Origin of the sequence: Paenibacillus sp. FSL R7-0179 (genome assembly GCF_038002265.1) — a bacterium.
GTDB lineage: Bacteria > Bacillota > Bacilli > Paenibacillales > Paenibacillaceae > Paenibacillus_AQ.
The window spans coordinates 544,650-564,901 of sequence record NZ_JBBOCC010000002.1; the positions used below are offsets into that span (position 1 = coordinate 544,650).

17 protein-coding genes are annotated in these 20,252 nt (G+C 57.7%); 13 read left to right on the top strand and 4 right to left on the bottom strand.

The genetic code is table 11. The annotated features are described in order from the left end of the window. Positions 1–11: 11 nt before the first annotated feature. Positions 12–1,775: an ABC transporter ATP-binding protein gene (locus MKX63_RS19065; RefSeq protein WP_341019271.1), complete on the top strand. Its 1,764-nt coding sequence runs from the start codon at positions 12–14 to the stop codon at positions 1,773–1,775. Positions 1,776–1,779: 4 nt separating this feature from the next. Here MKX63_RS19065 and MKX63_RS19070 read toward each other — a convergent pair whose 3' ends face one another. The 3 genes from MKX63_RS19070 to MKX63_RS19080 form a co-directional block, all read right to left on the bottom strand. Further along, positions 1,780–2,136, bottom strand: coding sequence for a hypothetical protein (locus MKX63_RS19070; RefSeq protein ID WP_341019272.1), 357 nt, complete (start codon positions 2,134–2,136; stop codon positions 1,780–1,782). Between the two features lie 112 nt (positions 2,137–2,248). After that, positions 2,249–3,061 carry a Cof-type HAD-IIB family hydrolase gene (locus MKX63_RS19075; protein ID WP_341019274.1) on the bottom strand — a complete coding sequence of 271 codons (813 nt, stop codon included), beginning with the start codon at positions 3,059–3,061 and terminating at the stop codon, positions 2,249–2,251. A gap of 123 nt (positions 3,062–3,184) precedes the next feature. Next, positions 3,185–4,096, bottom strand: coding sequence for a DMT family transporter (locus MKX63_RS19080; RefSeq protein ID WP_341019277.1), 912 nt, complete (start codon positions 4,094–4,096; stop codon positions 3,185–3,187). Positions 4,097–4,328: 232 nt separating this feature from the next. Between MKX63_RS19080 and MKX63_RS19085 the strand changes: the two genes are divergently transcribed. Further along, entirely contained in the window at positions 4,329–5,039 is a 711-nt protein-coding gene (locus MKX63_RS19085) for a metal-dependent hydrolase (RefSeq protein WP_341019280.1), read from the top strand. A 496-nt stretch (positions 5,040–5,535) separates the two neighbouring features. Here the strand turns inward: MKX63_RS19085 and MKX63_RS19090 are convergent, their stop codons facing one another. Then, a complete protein-coding gene (locus tag MKX63_RS19090; RefSeq protein ID WP_341019282.1) occupies positions 5,536–6,540 on the bottom strand; it encodes a lipoate--protein ligase in 1,005 nt (334 codons plus the stop codon). 310 nt (positions 6,541–6,850) lie between these two features. Between MKX63_RS19090 and cobD the strand changes: the two genes are divergently transcribed. The 11 genes from cobD (at position 6,851) to MKX63_RS19145 (ending at position 20,251) form a co-directional block, all read left to right on the top strand. Then, positions 6,851–7,942, top strand: coding sequence for a threonine-phosphate decarboxylase CobD (gene cobD / locus MKX63_RS19095; protein ID WP_341019283.1), 1,092 nt, complete (start codon positions 6,851–6,853; stop codon positions 7,940–7,942). A 54-nt stretch (positions 7,943–7,996) separates the two neighbouring features. Further along, a complete protein-coding gene (locus MKX63_RS19100) occupies positions 7,997–8,881 on the top strand; it encodes an adenosylcobinamide amidohydrolase (protein ID WP_341019284.1) in 885 nt (294 codons plus the stop codon). Between the two features lie 40 nt (positions 8,882–8,921). Further along, on the top strand, positions 8,922–9,887 hold the full coding sequence (gene cbiB / locus MKX63_RS19105; RefSeq protein ID WP_341019285.1) for an adenosylcobinamide-phosphate synthase CbiB: 966 nt from the start codon (positions 8,922–8,924) through the stop codon (positions 9,885–9,887). Positions 9,888–10,001: 114 nt separating this feature from the next. Continuing rightward, entirely contained in the window at positions 10,002–10,631 is a 630-nt protein-coding gene (locus MKX63_RS19110) for a histidine phosphatase family protein (protein ID WP_341019287.1), read from the top strand. Positions 10,632–11,238: 607 nt separating this feature from the next. Continuing rightward, a complete protein-coding gene (locus MKX63_RS19115; protein ID WP_341019289.1) occupies positions 11,239–12,699 on the top strand; it encodes an aminotransferase-like domain-containing protein in 1,461 nt (486 codons plus the stop codon). Between the two features lie 9 nt (positions 12,700–12,708). Further along, positions 12,709–13,797, top strand: coding sequence for a D-alanine--D-alanine ligase (locus MKX63_RS19120; protein WP_341019291.1), 1,089 nt, complete (start codon positions 12,709–12,711; stop codon positions 13,795–13,797). 122 nt (positions 13,798–13,919) lie between these two features. After that, positions 13,920–15,026 (top strand): pyridoxal phosphate-dependent aminotransferase, encoded by a 1,107-nt coding sequence (locus tag MKX63_RS19125; protein WP_341019293.1) that lies wholly within the window; start codon positions 13,920–13,922, stop codon positions 15,024–15,026. A 283-nt stretch (positions 15,027–15,309) separates the two neighbouring features. Next, positions 15,310–16,371: a nicotinate-nucleotide--dimethylbenzimidazole phosphoribosyltransferase gene (gene cobT / locus MKX63_RS19130; protein WP_341019295.1), complete on the top strand. Its 1,062-nt coding sequence runs from the start codon at positions 15,310–15,312 to the stop codon at positions 16,369–16,371. Next, positions 16,368–16,925 (top strand): bifunctional adenosylcobinamide kinase/adenosylcobinamide-phosphate guanylyltransferase, encoded by a 558-nt coding sequence (gene cobU, locus MKX63_RS19135; protein WP_341019297.1) that lies wholly within the window; start codon positions 16,368–16,370, stop codon positions 16,923–16,925. The genes cobT and cobU overlap by 4 nt, the downstream gene beginning before the upstream one ends. Continuing rightward, the gene (gene cobS / locus MKX63_RS19140; RefSeq protein ID WP_341019298.1) at positions 16,922–17,734 is read left to right on the top strand and encodes an adenosylcobinamide-GDP ribazoletransferase; all 813 of its coding nucleotides are present in this window, start codon (positions 16,922–16,924) and stop codon (positions 17,732–17,734) included. Before cobU ends, cobS begins: the two co-directional genes overlap by 4 nt. 885 nt (positions 17,735–18,619) lie before the next feature. Then, the gene (locus tag MKX63_RS19145; RefSeq protein ID WP_445323531.1) at positions 18,620–20,251 is read left to right on the top strand and encodes a cobyric acid synthase; all 1,632 of its coding nucleotides are present in this window, start codon (positions 18,620–18,622) and stop codon (positions 20,249–20,251) included. Position 20,252: the final 1 nt, after the last annotated feature.

Below are 20,252 nucleotides of genomic sequence, written 5' to 3' on the forward strand. Positions count from 1 at the left end.
GAGCTGATGATGTGAAGAAGAAAGGTGCTTTTGCCAGATTAAGTACATACATGCTTAGGCATAAGCTGATCTATGCTGTGTTGCTGCTGGTGACGTTATTCAGTATTGTGCTCGATCTTACGATGGCCTGGTTCCTGGCCAGGATTACGGATGCGGCCGTCCGTCTTGATGTGGAGGCGTTCAAGGGGCTTACCTGGTTCGGGATTCTATTCTTGCTGGTCACAGGATTGAATACCTTCGTCAGTGCGTATCTCAAGACCAATGTATCGGCCAAAATCAGAAATGAGCTGCGCCAAGATATGATGGGGCATACGCTGGCCTTGCCGCAGTCATATTTCGACCGCAATCATTCCGGTGATTTGTTGTCCCGGTTCACAAATGACAATCAGTCGGTGGGGGAAGCGTGCGGGCAGGTGATGCTGGATCTGCTGCGCAACCCGCTGCTCGCGGTAGCCTCCTTCGGCTATCTGATCTATATTAACTGGCTGCTGGCGCTGATCTGCCTGTCCATCGGGCCGCTGCTGTTCCTGACCGGTAAAATCTTCGGCAATGCGATGCGCATCAACAGTGTGCGGGTGCAGGAAAGTATGAGCCGGACTACGGCTTTTCTGAACGATATTCTGGGCAGCAGTATGGTGTTCAAGGCCTTCTCTATGGAGCGCAGGCTGCAGAAGCAATATGTGGGCTACAGTGAGGATATTACCTCAGGAGAGAAAAAGAAAGCGAGAATCGAAGGCGCAACCGGAGCGATCTCCTCCTTGCTGGGGAATCTGACCTTCCTGCTGGCGCTGGTGATTGCCGGGTGGTTCGTGGCGAATGGAAGACTTGAGGTCGGTGCGATGATTGCCTTCATTCAGTTGATGAACTATCTGGTGGGTCCGTTCTCGTCCCTGCCGGGCCTGGTCGCTTCCATGCAGCAATCGCTGGGTGCAGCGGAGCGGATATTCGAGGTAATGGATGCGCCGGCCGAGGTTGAAGTGCTGCCTGAAGTCCAGGCGGAGCTGCCGGGATTCGGGGAGCTTCGGCTTGCAGAGGTGTCATTTAGCTATCCGGGCAGTGAGAAGCAGAGCCTTAACAAGGTCAGTCTGGAGCTGGCACGCGGCCAGCAAATGGCCGTAGTTGGTCCGAGCGGCGGCGGGAAATCCACCCTGTTCAAGCTGCTGCTTGGTTTCTATCAGACGGATGCGGGTGAGGCTGCGATCAACGGCCGTCCGATCAGCGGAATACCGCTGGCAGAGCTCCGCAGCTACTTCGCCTATGTGCCTCAGGAGTCGGGCCTGTATTCCGGGAGTATCCGGGACAATATCGAGAGCGGCAAGCCCGGTGCGTCAGATGAAGAGATTGTCGAGGCGCTGAGGCAGGCGAATGCGTACGAGTTCGTGGCGGAGCTGCCGGAAGGCATACACACGGATATCGGCGAGCATGGCTCCCGGTTGTCCGGAGGTCAGAGACAGCGGCTGTCCATTGCCAGAGCGATGCTCAAAAATGCGCCGATCCTGCTCTTGGATGAAGCTACGGCTGCCCTTGACAATGAGTCGGAGCGGATGGTCCAGCAGGCCATCCGTAAGCTGATGAAGGATAAGACAACGCTTGTAATCGCCCACCGTCTCTCAACCATCCAGAATGCCGATGTCATCCTGGTAATGGAGAACGGGGAGATCGTGGAGCGGGGCGGACATGAGGAGCTGCTTGCGGCAGAGGGGCGGTATTCGGATCTGTATCATTCACAGCTTGAGCGGGAGGCGACGGAGGAATTGTTAGCCCCTATCGCCTAGGTTCTTAGAGGGTGTCCATGGCCTGGATCACCTGTCCCAGCGCCTGGAGTCTTCTTTCCAGGAGCGTCCGCTGCGGGCTGCCAGCCTTAGACTTAGCATAACTGGATTCTACGGATGGGGTTAACCCGAGCAGAACATGGCGGGCTTCTGCCAGCTCGGCAGGAGTATAAGAGAGAGGCTTCTCATTCCAGACGTTGTCGAGAACAGCTAAACCGATGTGCATGGCGTTCAGGCGTTTCTGGACCAGAGTGGTATTGGAGCCGCTGCTTATCATCTGGGTTAAGGCGCTCTCAAGCTTACGGATGGTTGATTGCATCGAGGCTATGGATTGCAGTTGTTCCTCATTTGATATCTCTTCCATGAAGGATCTTCCTTTCTATATTAGGATAAAAGGGTGGCGCACCGCAGTTCGTACCATGAACCTGCGGGGTACCACCCTTTTTGGCATTGTACTCTGCTGTTATTGCAGCAGCTTATGCTTCTTGGCCTGCGTTAAGAATGAACTTATCAATGGCGTATTTCACGCCGTCCTCATTGTTGCTGAGCGTAACGAAATCAGCGATTTCCTTAAGTGCAGGAATGGCATTCGCCATCGCCACACCGAGACCCGCAGCTTCAAGCATCTCATGATCATTCCAGGAATCGCCGACAGCCATCGTCTCGGACAGCTCGCAGCCAAAGTGTGCGGCCAGGAATTCCAGGGCCAGACCCTTGGTGCCTTCATGATGCATGATCTCCAGGAAATGCGGCTTGGACTTCGTGATATGAACGGAATCACCGAGCAGGCTGCGCAGGATTGGGGACAGCTCATCGAGGAAATCGGGATCGTCGATAATGAGCATTTTTGGAGTTTTTTGAGGAACCAGCTTCGCTTCCCAGTCTGGCTCGATATAGTACTGCGTTCCGTTCAGAGTCGAATAGTCAATCAGCTTCTGGTTCTCTTCGCGGGCATACAGCTTGTCGTCAATATAAGTCTGCAGGTGCAGATTATGCTCTACACAATACTGGAAAAGCTTGCGTACCGCCTCCTGCGGCACATAACGCTCATATAGGACCTCTTCATCCAGCAGGTTCTTTACCAGCGCCCCTTGGTAGGTAATAATCGGCACATTCAGTCCGGTCTGGCGGGCAATTGCCTGGGCGGAAGCATAAGCGCGTCCGGTAGCGAGGGTGACTACAACGCCTGCGGCTACAGCCTGCTCCAGCGCGGTTTGGGTGGCCGGGGTCACTTCCTTGTCGTCGTTAATCAGGGTATCGTCAATATCAATGGCAATCAATTTGTACATTTGGGTTCTCTCCTAAGTGTGGTTTGTAGTCCGGCTATCCGCTATCACTTCTATTAGGAAGGGGAACGGAAGCACGGCTCTCTGTCTGTAGCAAGTCTGGTAAAAAGGTTCGCGGATTCCGGTTCAGCCCTCCGCCTGCGTCCGGGGCGGTGCGGGGCTGAGCTCCGCCAGCAGCATGGCGGCCAGAATGCAGCTGCAGCCGAGCAGCGCAGATATACCCAGCGTCTCTCCGCCGAAGAGCAGGCCGGTGACGGCCGCGAACACCGGCTCCATGGCATAGATGACCGCCACCCGGGACGGGGTGGTGTATTTCTGGCAGGCCGTCTGAATCCAGAAGGCGAAGGCACTGGTGGGCCCGATGGAGATCAGCATTGCAGTGAGCATCTCCGGCTGGCGGAGCAGCTCTCCGCTGTGCAGCAGCGGGCCGCTTCCGTCTACGAGCAGGGAGGCGGCGATGCTGAGCAGGCCTACGAAGCCGAGCTGAAGCGACGCGAGCGGCAGGGCCGGATAACGCTGTGCGTATCTGCCGGTATACGCGATCTGCAGCGCAAAAGCCACGGCGCAGAGCAGAATCAGGCCATCGCCCTTATTCAGGGAGAAGGCAGAGCCGGTAAAGGTCAGCAGATATAAGCCGCCTGCTGCAAGCCCGGCGCTCAGCCAGGTATATCTGGAGATGGCCGTCTTCAGCAGCGCCAGAGACAGGAACGGCACGAGCACCACCGACAGCCCGGTAATAAATCCCGTGTTGGAGGTGGTGGTGTACAGCAGCCCGACGGTCTGGAAGCCGTAGCCGAGGAACAGGAAGAGGCCCAGCAGCAGGGCATGCACCACCATGCGCAAGCTCAGCTTCCGCCATTCCTGGCGGTAAAAGACAGCGGTAATCAAGGCCAGCAGCACAGCGGCACCTGTAAACCGGATGCTGTTAAAGGCAAGCGGCGGCAGCACCCGCACGGCGGACTGCACGATCAGAAACGTACAGCCCCACATCATCGCCACCAGGAGGAGACTTAGATCGGCGATTCGGGAGCGATTCACAGGGTGTCATCCTTTCAGGGCCAGTTGAGTTGTCCAAATTGTATCCTAAAACAGGGGGCAGGACAAGCCGAAACTGTACGGCTTCCTTGGTCCTGCGGGCCTGAGGAGCCTCTAAACTACATATAAGCTGGACAAAAAAGGAAAGCCTTGGTATACTTCGGTAACCGCACACCTGTTCTTATTTCAAGACATCCAGAAGCATTTATACTTTCATCTAAGGAGCGGATTCACCATGATGGGCAAATCCCATTTAGTTATCAGCACCGGGGTTACCCTGTCCGCCATGAGCTTGCTAGGGCATGCTATTACCCTTCCGGCTGTTGCCGTCGCCGTGGTCAGCTCACTGCTGCCCGATATCGACGAGCCGAATTCCTTGCTGGTACGCAAGGCCGTGCCAGAGTTTTTGCTGCGTATTTTACAGGTGTCGCTGATCGGAGCTGGCATTTATCTTTATTTTGCCGGGATAGCGGAGCCGCCCTGGAATATCGCACTGGCGCTGCTGGTCGGCAGCGTATCCTTCCTGCCCAGCCGCAGGCTGCGGCATCTGGTGATGCTGCTGATTGCGCTGGCCTTGTTTGCTTTTGCCGATGCCTACGATCCCTGGAATTATATCGCCGCCTGTGTGCTGGTCGTAGCTTCCGTAGTTCCACACCGGGGAATCACGCATACGCTGTATGCCGTAGCCGGATGGGGCGCGCTGTTATACTTCGTCTCCCTTGACATGAATGACGGCGGCAGTCTGTGGATTGCCGGGAGCCTGTCCTACGGGCTGCATCTCCTCGCCGACTCCCTGACCCAGCGCGGGATTACCCCGCTGCCTCCGATCCCCTTCAAGCTGCGCCTGAAGCTGATGAGCACCGGCACGAAGAAGGGCAATGCGGTGGAGAAAGTATGCGTGATGCTTACGCTGGCGCTCGTTGTGTATGTGTTCGTGCTTGTATAGTCCGTGCAGGATTATTGTAGGGTTACAGACAGGTTCTCGTGTGTGCGAGAGAGTGGGCTCACGTAAATTAGCGGATGGGAATGCCAGATTAGGTGAGATGGAGTAGATATGATTCTTCGGAATTTGGATCGGATGAGTTAAGTGCAGAAACAGTTGGGTTTTCTACACTTGCTGATGAACGAGTAGCGCTTTACGGGACAGTAGTTGGATAAACAACACTTAATTCCTCTCCTATCGGCCCAAGTAGCAGAATCGCATATGAATAGATGCCATTTATCCACCTGCTTCCGTGAAATCCGCAGAAACCCACTAAATAAGATACGTTTCTCCAACTGTTTGTGGCGGGTCAAAGGTTGCAATTGCGCCAACCCCGTCAAACCCACCAAGCCCACCAAGCACACCAAGTATACGAAGGCAAAGAACCCCACTAGCTCTGCGCAGGACGCGGCAGGTTAGCGGGGTTCTTTTAAAATATAAAATTCGACTTGCTATGAAACTATTCCTCAAGAAACACAAGTCCGATGAAGTCCTCCGGTTCAATGCGGCCGAAGTAATGCTTCAGATCGAGATCAGCCAGTGCCTGGCGGACCTCTGCCTCCTCATAACGCTTGCCGCGCAGCGCGTTCTCCACATCTGCCACATCGCCGACGCCGAAGAAGTCGCCGTAGATTTTGATCTCCCGGATGACTGAATCCTCAATATCCATGCGGATGTCCACGAGCCCTGCCGGGAATTTGCGGGTGTGCTTCACGTTGCTCTTCGGCGACAGACCATAGTTCCAGTCCCAATTCTGGTAATGCTCCTTGGAGATTTCATTGATCCGCACCCAGTCGTCCATTGTCAGCTTGTACTGCGGCACCTCGGAGGCCTCCATGCCGAAGATTGAACGCAGCAGCCCCTCGCGGAATTGTTCAATGGTCATGTCAGGATTGCCCAGCAGCTCCTTGATATTGGCGACCCGGCTGCGCACAGACTTGGTACTCTTCGACTTGAACTTCTCTGGATTTACGTTCAGGGAAGCCTGGACATCATCCAGATTCAGATCGAACATCAGGGTGCCATGGCTGAACATACGTCCACGCGAGGAGAATTGGGCGTTGCCGGAGATTTTCTGCTCCCCGACCTGTAGATCGTTGCGTCCGCTCAGCTCGGCGTTCACGCCCATAGACTGCAGATAGTCGATGACCGGCTGGGTGAATTTCAGGAAGTTATGGAAGGACTGGCCGTCATCCTTGGTAATGAAGCTGAAGTTGAGGTTGCCGAGATCATGATACACCGCACCGCCGCCGGACAGCCGCCGCACGACCTGGATGTTATGCTCCTTCACATATTCCTGGTTGATCTCCTCGATCGTATTCTGATGCTTACCGATAATGATCGACGGGCTGTTGATATAGAAGAGCAGGTAGCTCTCGTCCATCGGGAGGTTTTTGAGCGCAAACTCCTCAATGGCCAGATTGATCGAAGCGTCTGTAATTCCGGTGTTATCGATAAAAAGCATTCGTGATTCCTCCGTTAACCATAGTAAACTGCTGTACTTATTCTAAACTAAAAGAGAGATTTCTACAAAAGGGAAGGGGGAATGGGGCGGGGAGGCACGGAAGTGGGGGAAATAGCATTGACGGATTTCCGGCAATTGGCCAATAATTGGGAGAATGGGAAGGTAACTGCCTGATGTAGCGATGATAAATTATTAATAGTGTGGACAGAGAGGATTTAGGATGGAAACATGGACACGGAGGATATTATGATGGGGAGTTATGGACACGGGGGATGTAGGATGACGAAATATAACCATGGGGGATATACATATGCTTGAAAAATATGGACATGGCGGTGATCTGTTGACCGCAGCCGAGTTATACGGGGACAACAGCGGCGGGTTCCTGGATTTCAGCGCCAATATTAATCCGCTGGGGCCGCCGCCCGGCGTGCTGGCGCTGCTGCGGGATGCGGTCTCCGCTATCACAGCGTACCCCGATCCGGGCCACCGCAGGCTGAAGGCGCTGCTGGCGGAGGACCTGGGTCGCGGGACGGATTGGATTACCGTGGCGAACGGGGCGGCAGAGTCGATGGCGCTGCTGCTCCTGGCGGTGGCGCCGCGCCGGGTGGGTGTCGTGGAGCCGTGCTTCTCCGAGTACCGCCAGCTCGCGGAGCAGTTCGGCGCGGAGGTCTTGTCTGTTCAGGGAACAGCAGAAGAGGACTACAGGGCATCTGTGGACGCCGTCTCCGGCCTGCTGGAGCAGGTCGATCTGCTGTTCCTCGGCCAGCCGAATAATCCGAACGGCGTCCAGTATCCGCTGGACGCGCTGCGGCAGCTCGCGCAGCAGGCGGAGGCCTGCGGGACGGTGCTGGCAGTAGATGAAGCGTTCATCGACTTCATCCCGGAAGCGGACCGGCAATCTCTGCTGCCGGAGCTGGGGGCTTATCGTCATACGGTGCTGGTGCGCTCGATGACGAAGTTTTTTGCCATTCCGGGGCTGCGGCTGGGCTTCACTGCCGCGCATCCGGCGCTTGCCGCGGCCATGACCGGCAAGCAGGTGACCTGGAGCGTCAACGGCCTGGCGCTGCTGGCCGGGGAAGCTTGCCTGCGCTGCGGCGGCGGCTACGGGCAGGAGACGCGCGCGCTGATCGCAGCCGAGCGGCAGCGGCTGCGGGAGGGCTTGCTTGAGCTCGGCTGCGGCGTGCCGCCGGGCGAGGCGAACTTCCTGCTGCTGCGGCTGCCTGCTCCGTGGAGCGCGCAGGAGATGCAGCAGCGGCTGGGCGCGGGCGGCATCCTCGTCCGCAGCTGCGCGATGTATCCCGGCCTTGAAGCCGGGCATATCCGCATCGCGGTCAAGGGCCGCGGAGACAATGACCGTTTGCTGCGGCAGTTGGGGGAGCTGGTCCGGGCGGGGATGTGAGACATCCGCACTCAGGAGATTTTGAGAGTCATTAATGAAAGGAGTCGGTGATACATGGATGAGATCGAGGTTCGTTTGCCTTTTAATTTGGAAGGCGGAGTGAAGGCGTACCAGAGCAAGGTATGGCCCGGGCTGGCGCTGGAATGGCGGGAGGGCCATCTGCTGCTGGAATTTCCGGCTGAAGCGGACAGTATATCAAGTGCGGTATATGGCGGAGGCGCGGGGCGTCTGAAGCGTGCGGTGAATCAATACGTCAGCCGGGACTACGAATGCAGCAATCCGGTGCAGGATCTGGAAAACAAGCTTCAGGAGTGGGGCTACCCGCTGGAAGGCTGCGCGGGCCTGATGACGGCAGTTCCGCTGGAGCACGCCGCCGTTGCTGAGGAGGATACCGGATCAGCGGGCATATTCTGCTGCGTCACAGCGGCTGCGGGCAATGCGGCCCGGGCCGGGTCTGAGCGCAGTGTGCTGGCGGCCTATCGGCCGGGCACGATCAACATCATGCTTGGTATCGACGGCTGGCTGTCCCAGTCGGCCATGGTCAACGCTGTGATGACGGCTACCGAAGCGAAGGCTGCAGCACTGGCAGACCTCGGAATCACGGATTCCGAGAATGGCCTCATTGCGACCGGCACCACTACGGATGCTATCGTGCTTGCGGTGAGCGGAAGCCGCCGTTATGCTGCGGAGCATGTGTATGCCGGGACGGCGACTGACCTCGGCGGAGCCATCGGCAGACTGGTGTATGCCGCAGTGACGGAGAGCCTGCGCTCAGTGGAAGCAGCGAAATCTGTGAGCAGAGCACAGGTGGAGGAATCGGAGGTTGCACAAGGGGTACACGCGGAAGAATCACAGGCTGCGCACGGCGTTGACGCGGAAGCGCCAGAGGCACCACGATCTGATCTGCCCCGTATTTCTCAAAGCGGCGGCTGGGAATGACGAACACGGACTACTATACAGAGCGGCGGGGTGAGCCAAGGTGAGGCTTGCTATCATCCTGCTCTCTGCTTATATTGTGGACCGGATAGTCGGCGACCCACGCAAGCTCCCCCATCCCGTTATTTATATGGGGAAGGCGATTAGTGCCCTGGAGCGGGGGATTCGCCGCTTCGCTGCAACGCCTGGTGCTCTGAAGCGGGCGGGAATTCTTCTTCCGCTGCTGGTAGCAGGCGGCGCATGGGCGCTGACAGCGCTGGTTGTCATGCTGCTCTACCGGCTATCGCCCTGGCTGGCCGGAGCAGCCGAAGTATGGCTGATCTCCACCACCATTGCCTCCAAAGGGCTGAAGGACGCGGGCATGGCAGTTTTCGCCGAGCTGCGTTTGGGGGATCTGCCCGCCGCCCGCCGGGCGCTCGGGATGATCGTTGGCCGCGATACAGGCCATCTGGATAGCCCGGAGATTGTGCGCGGTACGGTGGAGACGGTTGCGGAGAATATCGTCGATGCGATCATCTCACCGCTGTTCTTCGCCCTGCTGGGCGGGGCACCGCTGGCCATGGCTTACCGTGCGGTGAATACGCTGGATTCCATGGTCGGCTACAAGAACGATAAATACCGCGATCTTGGCTGGGCATCCGCCCGCCTGGATGATGTCGCCAACTACATACCTGCACGGATGACCGCGCTGCTCTTAACCTTATGTGCTGCGCTTCTGCTGCTGGACTGGCGCAGATGCTGGCACACGGTTCGCCGGGATGCCCGTCTTCATCCCAGCCCGAACAGCGGCTACCCGGAATCGGCAGTGGCCGGAGCCCTCGGTATCCGGCTCGGCGGTGAGAATGTATACCACGGAGTAACTTCTTTCAGAGCTTACATGGGTGATCCGCTGCGGACGATGGAGCCGGAGGATATTATTGTGACCTCGCGGATGATGATGTGGTCCTCGGCTATCTTCGTCTGCATCTGTGCAGCGGTTGCCTTGCTGTGGCATGGGATCGGGGGCTAAAGCAGAATGAGGAAAGTTCAGAAAGCTCGAAAAACTCAGAATGCTCGAAAAACTCAGGAAGCTAAGAACATCCAGGAAACTTGGGGAGATCAGGCAGCTCCAAAGTTGCAAGACATGCCATCATCACTCATCCAATCTGCGCAGCCGGAACTGGAGCTGGTTTTAGTCCGACATGGCTATACCCAGTGGAATAAGGAACACCGTTATCTGGGCAGCACTGATTTGCCGCTTGTGCCGGGAGAGGCAAAAAGGCTTGAGAAGCTGGGGGCTCAGCCGCCGCTTGGCGGAGAGTTCAGCCATGTCTATTGCAGTGATCTGCGCAGATGCCGGGAGACTCTGGCGGCCTTGGTTCCGCGACTGATGCCGCAGGCAGTCTATGATTCCCGGCTAAAGGAGATGGACTTCGGGGCGTGGGAGGGCTACACGTATGATCAACTTAAGGATAATCCGCTGTACCAGAGCTGGATTGACAACCCCGGGTCCGCAACGCCTCCGCAAGGGGAGGCGTGGGCGCAATTCGCCGCCCGGGTTGAGCATTTCTGGACACAGCTTCAGCAGGAAGCAGAGGCCCCTGCAGTACCCCGTATATTACTGGTAACGCATGGCGGCGTTATCCGGCAGCTGCTGGCGCAGATCATCGAAGGCGTGACGTTTTATACCGCAGCAGCACCGGCTCCTGGTGAGGTTACGGTCCTGCGCCTGCGGAGGGATGGAGGATGCTGGCACATGGCAGAGGGGAACTAACGGTGACTGATGGCGCAACTGCTAACGGGTGATGATCCGCTAATGAACACACTAATGCTAATGTTGCTGATTACCCTGACACTAACAAATACGCTAATGAACATGTTAACGCTATCTCTAACGCAAATGCTGATGATTACACCCAATCGCTGACGCGTGATTGCACTTTGTACATCAGAATGATCTAAAAACGTATCCAAAACTCATTCTGCTGTATTTCCTGCAACAGAATTTCAGTAATTAGCCCGATAACAGCCAAAATCCAAATTTCTAATGCACATAATGCAGCAGAATACGAAAAAGGGCCAATATACGCTTATCTGATTGTACAAAATACAATAGAACCCTCAGGCAGCGCTCAATTAGTGCCCGGGCAATACACGACAATACCCGATAATCACAACCCGCCCGTATCCGCCCGCATCAGGTATTCCCCATTACCGGCTTGCTGAGAAGACGCATGTATAAGCAATATTAGCTCCACATTCCAGCTCCACATTCCAGCCCCTCATCCCCCACAGAACCACACCCGGAAGAAAATCCCGGGGCAGTGGTTCTTTTTTTACGGCAAAGTCTGTGCCATGATAGCTATGGAGGCGATCGCAGGATGTTTAAGGATTTCAAGCTCATTGCCGGGCGTCCGGTATCGATCCAGGTGAAGGATTACATGAAGCATCTCATCATTAAAAGCGCGCTCCAAGGCGGGCAGAAGCTGCCCTCGACACGTGAGTTGAGCACCTTGCTGAAGGTCAGCCGGAACACCGTGATCTCGGCGTATGAAGGTCTGGAAGACGATGGCTTCGCCTATACCGTACAGGGCCAGGGCAGTTATGTCGCACAAGGCGCGGCAGCACAGAACGGTGCGGAAGCCGCCCCGTGGAAGCTGGACTGGACAGAGCGGATCAGCAGCCAGGCGCTGCTCGCGGAGGAGCTGGACATTATGAAGCGGGGGATACGCGCGGAGAAGGGTACGATTTCTTTTACCAGCATCGCCCCGGATGAGCGTCTCTTCGAGCTGGATCATGTGCGTAGAGCGTTCCTAGAGCGTATGTCCGTTGAGGGCAACGTTCTGCTGAATTATGGATATGCCAAAGGCTATAAGCCGTTAATAGACTATCTCAAGCAATATATGGAGCATAAAGGCGTGGATCTGCGCGGGAAGGATCTGCTCATTACGAACGGGTTCACGGAGGGCTTCGACCTGGTGCTGTCGGCTCTCGGCAAGCGGCATGGCGCAGTGGTCTGCGAGAATCCGACGCATCATACGGCGATCAAGAATCTGAAGCTGCACGGCTTCGGAATTCACGGGATCACGATGGAGCGGGACGGCATCCACCTCGGGGAGCTGAAGCAGGCGCTGGAGGCGCGGCCATATGACTGTGCTTATCTGGTTCCCTCCTACCATAATCCCACCGGCATCGTCATGTCCCCCGAGAAAAGACAAGGGCTAATGAAGCTGATGCAGGACTACAACGTGCCGGTGATCGAGGACGGGTTCAATGAGGAGCTGCGCTATTCCGGCGCCCATGTGGCTCCGTTAATTGCGGCGGCGGGCGGCGGGAACGGCGTGGTGTATCTCGGCAGCTTTTCCAAAGTCCTGTTCCCCGGGCTGAGGGTGGGCTGGGTGCTGGCGGATGAGGAGCTGATCTATTATCTGGAGAGTGTGAAGCGGGCGCGGACCATTCATACCTCGACGCTCGACCAATCCATTCTGTATCAATACCTGCTGGGCGGTAACCTGGAGAAGTATCTCAAAAAAGCCCGGCTGGAGTATAAACGCAAATACGAGCTGACCCTGGCCTGCTGTAAGGAGCATATACCATACGCCTCCTTGTCGGGTGATGGGGGGCTGCATCTGTTCGTAACGTTCGCGGAAGGCTTCAATACAAGGGAATTGCTGGCGGCTTGTCACGCGCAGGGGGTTATTTTTACGGCGGGAGATATCTTCTTCACAGACGGAACAGGACAGAATTCGCTGCGGCTGGGCTTCTCCAGGGTGGCGGATGGGGATATTGTGCGGGGCATTACTATCATCGGGAAGACAGCACGGCAAATCATGGGAGAATGAGGTGCGGATATGCTAAGAGTAGGTGTGATTATGGGCGGGGTATCGTCCGAATATGAGGTGTCGCTGAAGACCGGCAGAGAGATGCTGAAGGCGCTTGATCCGGCAAAATACACAGGAATCCCGGTACACATTACCTCGCGTAAAGAGCTGCTTGAACAGACGGAGGGACTGGACTTCGCTCTGCTCGCCTTGCATGGGGCCTACGGGGAAGATGGTACAGTGCAGGGAACCCTGGAGACGCTCGGAATTCCGTATTCCGGGAGCGGGGTGCTCGCAAGCAGCTTGTGCATGGATAAAGGGCTGGCCAAGACGATCATCCGCAGCCGCGGAATCGCTACCCCTGACTGGGTGTGCTGGGACCATATCGGGGAATTTGACCTGGAGGCCGTGGCACGGCTAAGGTATCCGGTGATGGTGAAGCCGAATTCCGGCGGGTCCAGCATCGGCATGAGCAAGGTAAGAGGGCCGGAGGAGCTGCGGGCGGCGGTGGACAAAGCTTTTGCCAGTGCAGATGGAGGAGCGGTGCTGATTGAACAATACATCCCGGGAGAGGAGATTACCTGCTCCATCCTGGGGGGAGAGCTGCTGCCGGTCATCGGGATTCAATCGCTGGGTGCGGACTGGTTCGATTATGAGGCCAAATACGAGCAGGGAGGAGCGCAGGAGCGGATTATACAGCTGCCGGATGCGTTGCAGAAACAGGTGCGGACGGCGGCATTAACCTGCTACCGGGCGTTTAAATGTGCAGTGTATGCACGGGTGGATATGCTGCTGAAGGATGGCATCCCTTATGTGCTGGAGGTGAATACATTGCCCGGCATGACAGCAACCAGCCTGTTGCCTCAGAGTGCAGCGGCAGCCGGGATGGACTTCAGCAGCCTGCTGGATGAGATCATTACCGGATCGCTGCGTGAGCGCGGGGAGCTGCATAATGCATTTGGCGGGGGAGCGCGGCTGGCTGTGGATGCAGGAGTTAAGCTGCAGGGGCAAGTCAAGGAAGCGCAGCAAGCCGATTATGGCAATCATACCCATCCTACTCATCCTACTCATCATGTCCCTCAAGCGCAGACTGTAGAATATGGAGGTGTCAGGCTATGAGCACTATAAGAAGGAATAAGGTTGCCTTGCCTGAAAATAAAAGTAGCAGCCCTGTTCACAGCCAACTCATTAATCCGCGGTTACAAGAGATTCCGCCTTCGGGCATCCGAGCTTTTTTTGATATGGCAGCGGGTAACAACGATATTATATCACTTGGAGTAGGCGAGCCGGACTTTTCAACACCCAAGCAGGTAAGAGCAGCCTGTATCCGTGCGCTGGATCGCGGGGAGACGGGATACACCTCTAACAGCGGACTGCCGGAGCTGCGGGAAGAAATTGCCGGCTATTTAGAGAAGGGCTTTGGTTTGCGCTATGATCCTGCGGACGAAATTCTGGTTACGGTGGGGAGCAGTGAAGCGGTGGATCTGGCACTGCGGGCCTTCATGGCTCCCGGGTATGAGATCCTGATTCCTTCTCCGGGTTATGTTGCCTATGCGCCTATCGCTCACCTGAACGGCGGGACACTGGCACCGGTGGAGACGAAGGTGGAGGAAGGCTTCAAGCTTACAGCAGCAGCCTTGCGCCGAGCGATTACTTCACGTTCCAAGCTGCTGATGGTGAATTTTCCAAGCAATCCTACGGGAGCGGTCATGACTTACGAGGACTGGCTGCCGGTGGCTGAAGTGGTGAAGGAGCATGGTCTGATTGTCATTTCCGATGAGATCTATGCCGAGCTGACGTATGACAGCAAGCATGTAAGCATCGCTTCCCTGCCCGGGATGCAGGAGCGGACCGTGGTGATCAGCGGGTTCTCGAAGGCTTTTGCCATGACGGGCTGGCGGGTGGGCTATGCCTGCGGGAACCGTGAGCTGCTCTCGGCCATGCTGAAGATTCATCAATACACCGCCATGTGCGCACCGCTGCCGGGGCAGATTGCTGCGGTCGAGGCGCTGCGCAGTGCGCTCCCGGATATGGAGCGGATGAAGGCATGCTTCAAAGAACGCCGCTCGCTGATCGTGGAGGGCCTGCGGGCCGCCGGATTGTCCTGCCATATGCCGCAGGGGGCCTTCTATGCCTTCGCTTCGGTTAGCCGCACCGGGATCGGGTCGGAAGAGTTCGCCATGCGCCTGCTGCAGGAGGCTGGGGTTGCCGTGGTGCCGGGTCATGTGTTCGGAGATGGAGGGGAAGGCTACATCCGCTGCTCCTACGCCGCTTCTACGGCGAAGCTGACCGAAGCGCTGGAGCGGCTGGAAGGCTTCATGAGAGTTAAAAATCTAATTGTAAGTTGATTTCATATCCCCTATAATCCTAACAGGAAGAAATAGGGAGATTGAAACGGCATTCCGGCCCGCCGCCGGATCAGGAAGCCCTCTTCTTCGAAGTTGGGGGCTTTTGGGTTGGATTGTACTAGGGGAAGGCCGGGCTGGAGAGGCAACTGGTGCAGGAGGATGGATGCCGGCTGGCAGAGAGATTATTGGCAGTAAACTATGTAAGTGTAACCTGATCAGCAGACACAGATGTATTCTTGCAGCGGGAGTCCGCTTTCGCACTAACTAATAGGAGGCATTATTAATGATCTCAGCCATTCAAGACGTAACCGGACGGATTGCTCCGCCTGACGAAAAAGCTACACTCCGCGCGGTGCTCCGCCTGAACAGTCTGACGAAGCCGCCCGGAAGCCTCGGGCGGCTGGAGGCGCTGGCTGTCCGGCTGGCCGGAATCTCCAAAGTAGAGCAGCCCTGCTACAGCAAGCGAACGGTAGTGGTTATGGCCGCAGACCATGGGGTCTGTTGTGAAGGCGTCAGTGCTTTTCCGCAGGAGGTGACCATGCAGATGGCCTATAACTTCCTCGGCGGAGGGGCGGCTGTGAATGTGCTGGCCCGTCAAGGCGGTGCTGAGGTACAATTCGTGGACATCGGGATCAACGGCGATATCGATCACCCGCAGCTGATTAACCGCAAGGTCCGCCGGGGCACAGACAATATGGCAGCAGGTCCGGCGATGAGCCGGGAGGATGCACTGCGCGCGATTCTGGCCGGAGTTCATGTGGCGCAGGAGGCGGTGAAGAACGGTACGGAGATTTTTATTACCGGGGAGATGGGCATCGGCAATACGACAGCGAGTGCGGCGGTCTTGTGCGCACTTGAAGGCATTCCGGCAGAGACGGCGGCAGGACGCGGGACAGGCATTAACGATGAGCGGCTCCAGCACAAAGTCTCGGTAATTGAACGTGCTCTCCGGGTAAATAACCCCGACCCTGCTGATCCGGTAGATGTGCTTTCTAAGGTAGGGGGGCTTGAGATTGCCGGGCTGGCCGGGCTGATTCTCGGAGCGGCGGCCCTGCGGATTCCGGTCATTCTGGACGGCTTTATCTCCGGGGCGGCAGCTCTGATCGCTCGGGCACTAGCGCCGGAATCCACAGCGTACATGATCGCTTCCCATGTCTCTGGTGAGCAGGGGCATAAGCTGATGCTTGACCGCCTCGGTCTGGAAGCACTGATTGATATGGGCCTGCGGCTGGGCGAAGGCACCGGGGGTGCGCTATGTCTGCATTTCATCGAAGCGGTCTGCCGGATTATGCGTGAGATGGCGACCTTCGAGAGTGCAGGCGTCTCCGGCTCGGAGAGCGTATGAGCATTCTGGTCACGGGCGGGGCACGCAGCGGTAAAAGCGGCTTCGCCGAGCGTCTGACCCGCAAGCTGTCTGACTCGCGGCAGGCGGTCTATGTGGCGACCGGACAGGCTTTTGATGCGGAGATGGAGGCGCGGATTGCCTTGCACCGGCAGCAGCGGCAGGCAGACGGCTTCCAGTGGGAGACGCTGGAGGAGCCGCTTAAGCTCGCAGCGCTGCTGGAGCAGCTCTCCGGCAGCGGCCAGACAGTGCTGGTGGACTGCCTGACGCTCTGGCTGTCGAATCAGCTACTGGCTGTGGAGGAGCGGAGCGACAGGCAGGAATTAGCAGAGGCTGCAATTGCCGAACTGGAGCAGGCTGTCTCTGGCTTCGAGGGCACGCTGATTCTGGTTACGAATGAAGTGGGCGACGGCATTGTGCCGGAATATGCGCTGGGGCGGCTGTACCGTGATCTGGCGGGAAGAATGAATGCCAGGCTGGCTGCCCGGTGCGGGCAGGTCTTTCTCGTGACTGCCGGAATCCCAGTTGAGCTGAGAAGCCGGGAGTATATCCTGTGAGTGCGCGGGGAAATGCTGCGGCCGCGTTTCAGTTCCTGACGCGGTTTCCGGTCCGCACCCAGGAAGACTTCTCGCCGGAGCTGCTGCGCGCGAGCGTGGTCTATTATCCGCTCGTCGGGGCAGCCATCGGCCTTAGCACCGCACTCTGCGCCGCCGCAGCAGGCTGGCTGCTGCCAGCCTGGCCTGCCGCTGTCGTCACCCTCATCCTGTGGGTGGGGCTGACCGGCGGGCTGCACCTGGACGGCTGGATGGACAGCGCCGATGCGCTGCTCAGCTACCGCTCCAGGGAGCGGATGCTTGAGATCATGAAGGACAGCCGTGTCGGGGCTATGGGCGTGCTGGCCTGCGTGCTGCTCCTGCTGCTGAAGGCCTCGCTGCTGGCGGCATGGCTCGAAGGCGGCAGCTTCAGCCTGCTGCCGCTGCTCCTGCTGCCGCCGGTCTGGGGCCGCTGGTACATGGTGCGGGCGATGGCCCGCTATCCCCTGGCCCGCGGCAATGAAGGGCTGGCCGCCACCTTCGGCGGGCTGCCTGCCCGGCAGGAGCGGCGCGCGGGCCTTAGCGCCGCGCTGCTGACGCTGGCCGCAGCCGCTGCGCCTCTGGCGCTGGGCGCGGGCAGCGGGGCCTGGCCGCTGCTGGCGGCTGCGGCCATCCTGGCGCCGCTGGCTGCGGCGGCCTGCGGCAGGCTCGCTGCGCGGCGGATCAACAGCCGGCTCGGCGGGCTCACCGGCGACGTCTACGGCGCGCTGGGCGAGCTGCTGGAGACGGTGGTCCTGCTTGTGCTGGTACTAATCCAGCACAACCTGCCTTAGCGGGCCGTGCGGCAACTGCCCGCATCCGAGTCCGCTTCAGTCTGAATTGTGCGCCGTACCTATGCAGTATTTATGCGCCGCTTCACGCCGCTCCCGTAGCGAACAATCAGTGACACATGCATTCTGTGCATCTAAAAACAGTGAAACAGCAGGCTTTCTTCTTGTAACTGTAGTCTATACAACTAAATTTGCCAGAATGAGCGAAAATCCAGATCTAGAAGCTGTTTAATTGCACGAGATACAGCTAAACCGAGATTCGGCGGCAGAACAGGCGATTTAGTTGTACAAACTGCGTTTAAGCCACACTCTACACTCTAACCGGGGGACTGCGTTGCTCAGCAAGCGACGAGTTAAAGCAATGCTCACAAGTGAAAATCTGCTGAAGACTAATGCATCATCAGATTTACACTAGCGGGTGGGCATGCTGAACCCTAAAAGGACGAAAAGTGAAGTCATTGGGCCAATGTATGCTGAAAACAGCATACAATGTGCAGGTAGGGGTGTGTGTGGCTCGAATGTATGCTGAAAACAGCATACAATGTGCAGGTAGGGATGTTTGTGGCTCGAATGTATGCTGAAAACAACATACAATGTGCAGGTAGGGGGTGTGCGCGGCCTGAATGTATGCGGAAATCCGAATACAATGTGCTGGTGCGAAGGTAAGGGGCCTGATGTATGCGAAAAACCGAACACAATAGCAGGTGCTGTACCAGTGGTCCTCGTTGCGCCGTTCAGCCCATGTGCGCGGCTTCGCCCGGCGCAAGAACCGACGGCGCCGTCCAGCTCTTGTGAGCCGGCTCTACACCTATACGCCGCACCACGCCCGGCGACCAACAGCTGCCGCCGCCAAGCGCCGGCAGCAGCAAGAAAGCGAGGAAGATGAACATGGAAGATACAGCCGCATACACAGCCGCAGGCCGGGCAACGGAAGCCGGTCAGCGGCGGTCCGGCGCTGTGCTGATGATCCAGGGGACGGCCTCCGATGTCGGCAAAAGCCTGGTCACCGCCGCCATCGGGCGGATTATGACCCGGGACGGATACCGGACCGCCCCGTTCAAGTCGCAGAATATGGCGCTGAATTCCTACGTCACGGCGGACGGCAAGGAAATCGGCCGTGCCCAGGGGATGCAGGCAGAAGCCTTCGGCATTACGGCTACCAGCGATATGAATCCGATTCTGCTGAAGCCCTCCGGGGAGATGAGTGCGCAGATTGTCGTGCACGGGGTGCCGCATGCTGCGCTCAGCGCGAGGGAATACCGCGAGAAGTTCCTTCCCGAAGCTAAGGACACCGTAATGGATGCGCTGGGACGGCTGCGGGAGGCCTATGATATTGTGCTGATGGAAGGCGCGGGCAGTCCGGCTGAGATCAATCTCAAGAGCCGGGATATCGTCAATATGAATCTGGCCGGATGGGCGGATGCACCTGTGCTGCTGGTCGCCGACATTGACCGGGGCGGGGTCTTCGCCTTCATTGTCGGCACCCTGGAGCTGCTGGAGCCGCATGAACGCTCCCGGGTCAAGGGCTTTATCATCAATAAATTCCGCGGGGATGTCTCTCTGCTGCAGCCCGGACTGGACTGGCTGGAGGAGCGCACAGGCATCCCGGTACTCGGGGTGCTGCCGTTCCTGCCGCAGCTGCGGATTGAGGCGGAGGATTCCGTAGTTCTGGAAGGAACGTCCGGCCGCCAGCGGGAGGAGTCCGCGAAGGAGCTTGATATCGCAGTCATCCGTTATCCGCGGATCTCCAACTTCACCGACTTCGATCCGCTGGAGGAGGAGCCGGATGCTGCCGTACGTTATGTGCAGTCGGCAGATGAGCTTGGAACACCGGATGTCATTATCCTGCCGGGCACGAAGAACACCGCGGCTGACCTGCAATATCTGCGCGAGCAGGGGTTCCCGGCTGCAATCGAGCGTGCGCTGGAGCGGGGAACAGAGCAGCTTGCCGGGATCTGCGGCGGGTATCAGATGCTGGGCTTGAAGCTGCTTGATCCCTATGCTGTAGAGAGTTCCGAACCGGGGGAGAGCGAGGGGCTGGGCTATCTGCCGCTCTCAACAGCTTTTCTCCAGCATAAGACTACGGTGCGGGTAAGCGGAGGGCTGGCTGCGGACCACCCCATGCGCTTAAGCGACGCAGCCACCGGTGTAACACCGGAAGCATTGCTTGTCGCCGGGTATGAGATACATATGGGAACAACCACGAACCACGATCCGTCTTCGGTTCTTAGTCTGTTTACACTGGCCGGACCGGAGGGACAGGCTGTGCCGGAGGGTTGGGGGACACGGGATGGCAGAGTCTGGGGCAGTTATCTGCATGGGCTGTTTCATAATGATGCTCTGCGCCGGAGCTGGCTGAACGGACTGCGCATTGCCAAGGGACTGGCACCACTGAACGCCACTTTCTCGGCTGCTGCACTCCGTGAGCAGGAATTCGACCGGCTGGCAGATGCAGTAGAGTCCCATTTGAATATGGCTGCCGTATATGCAATCATGGACCTGCCGGGAGGAGGAGAATAGC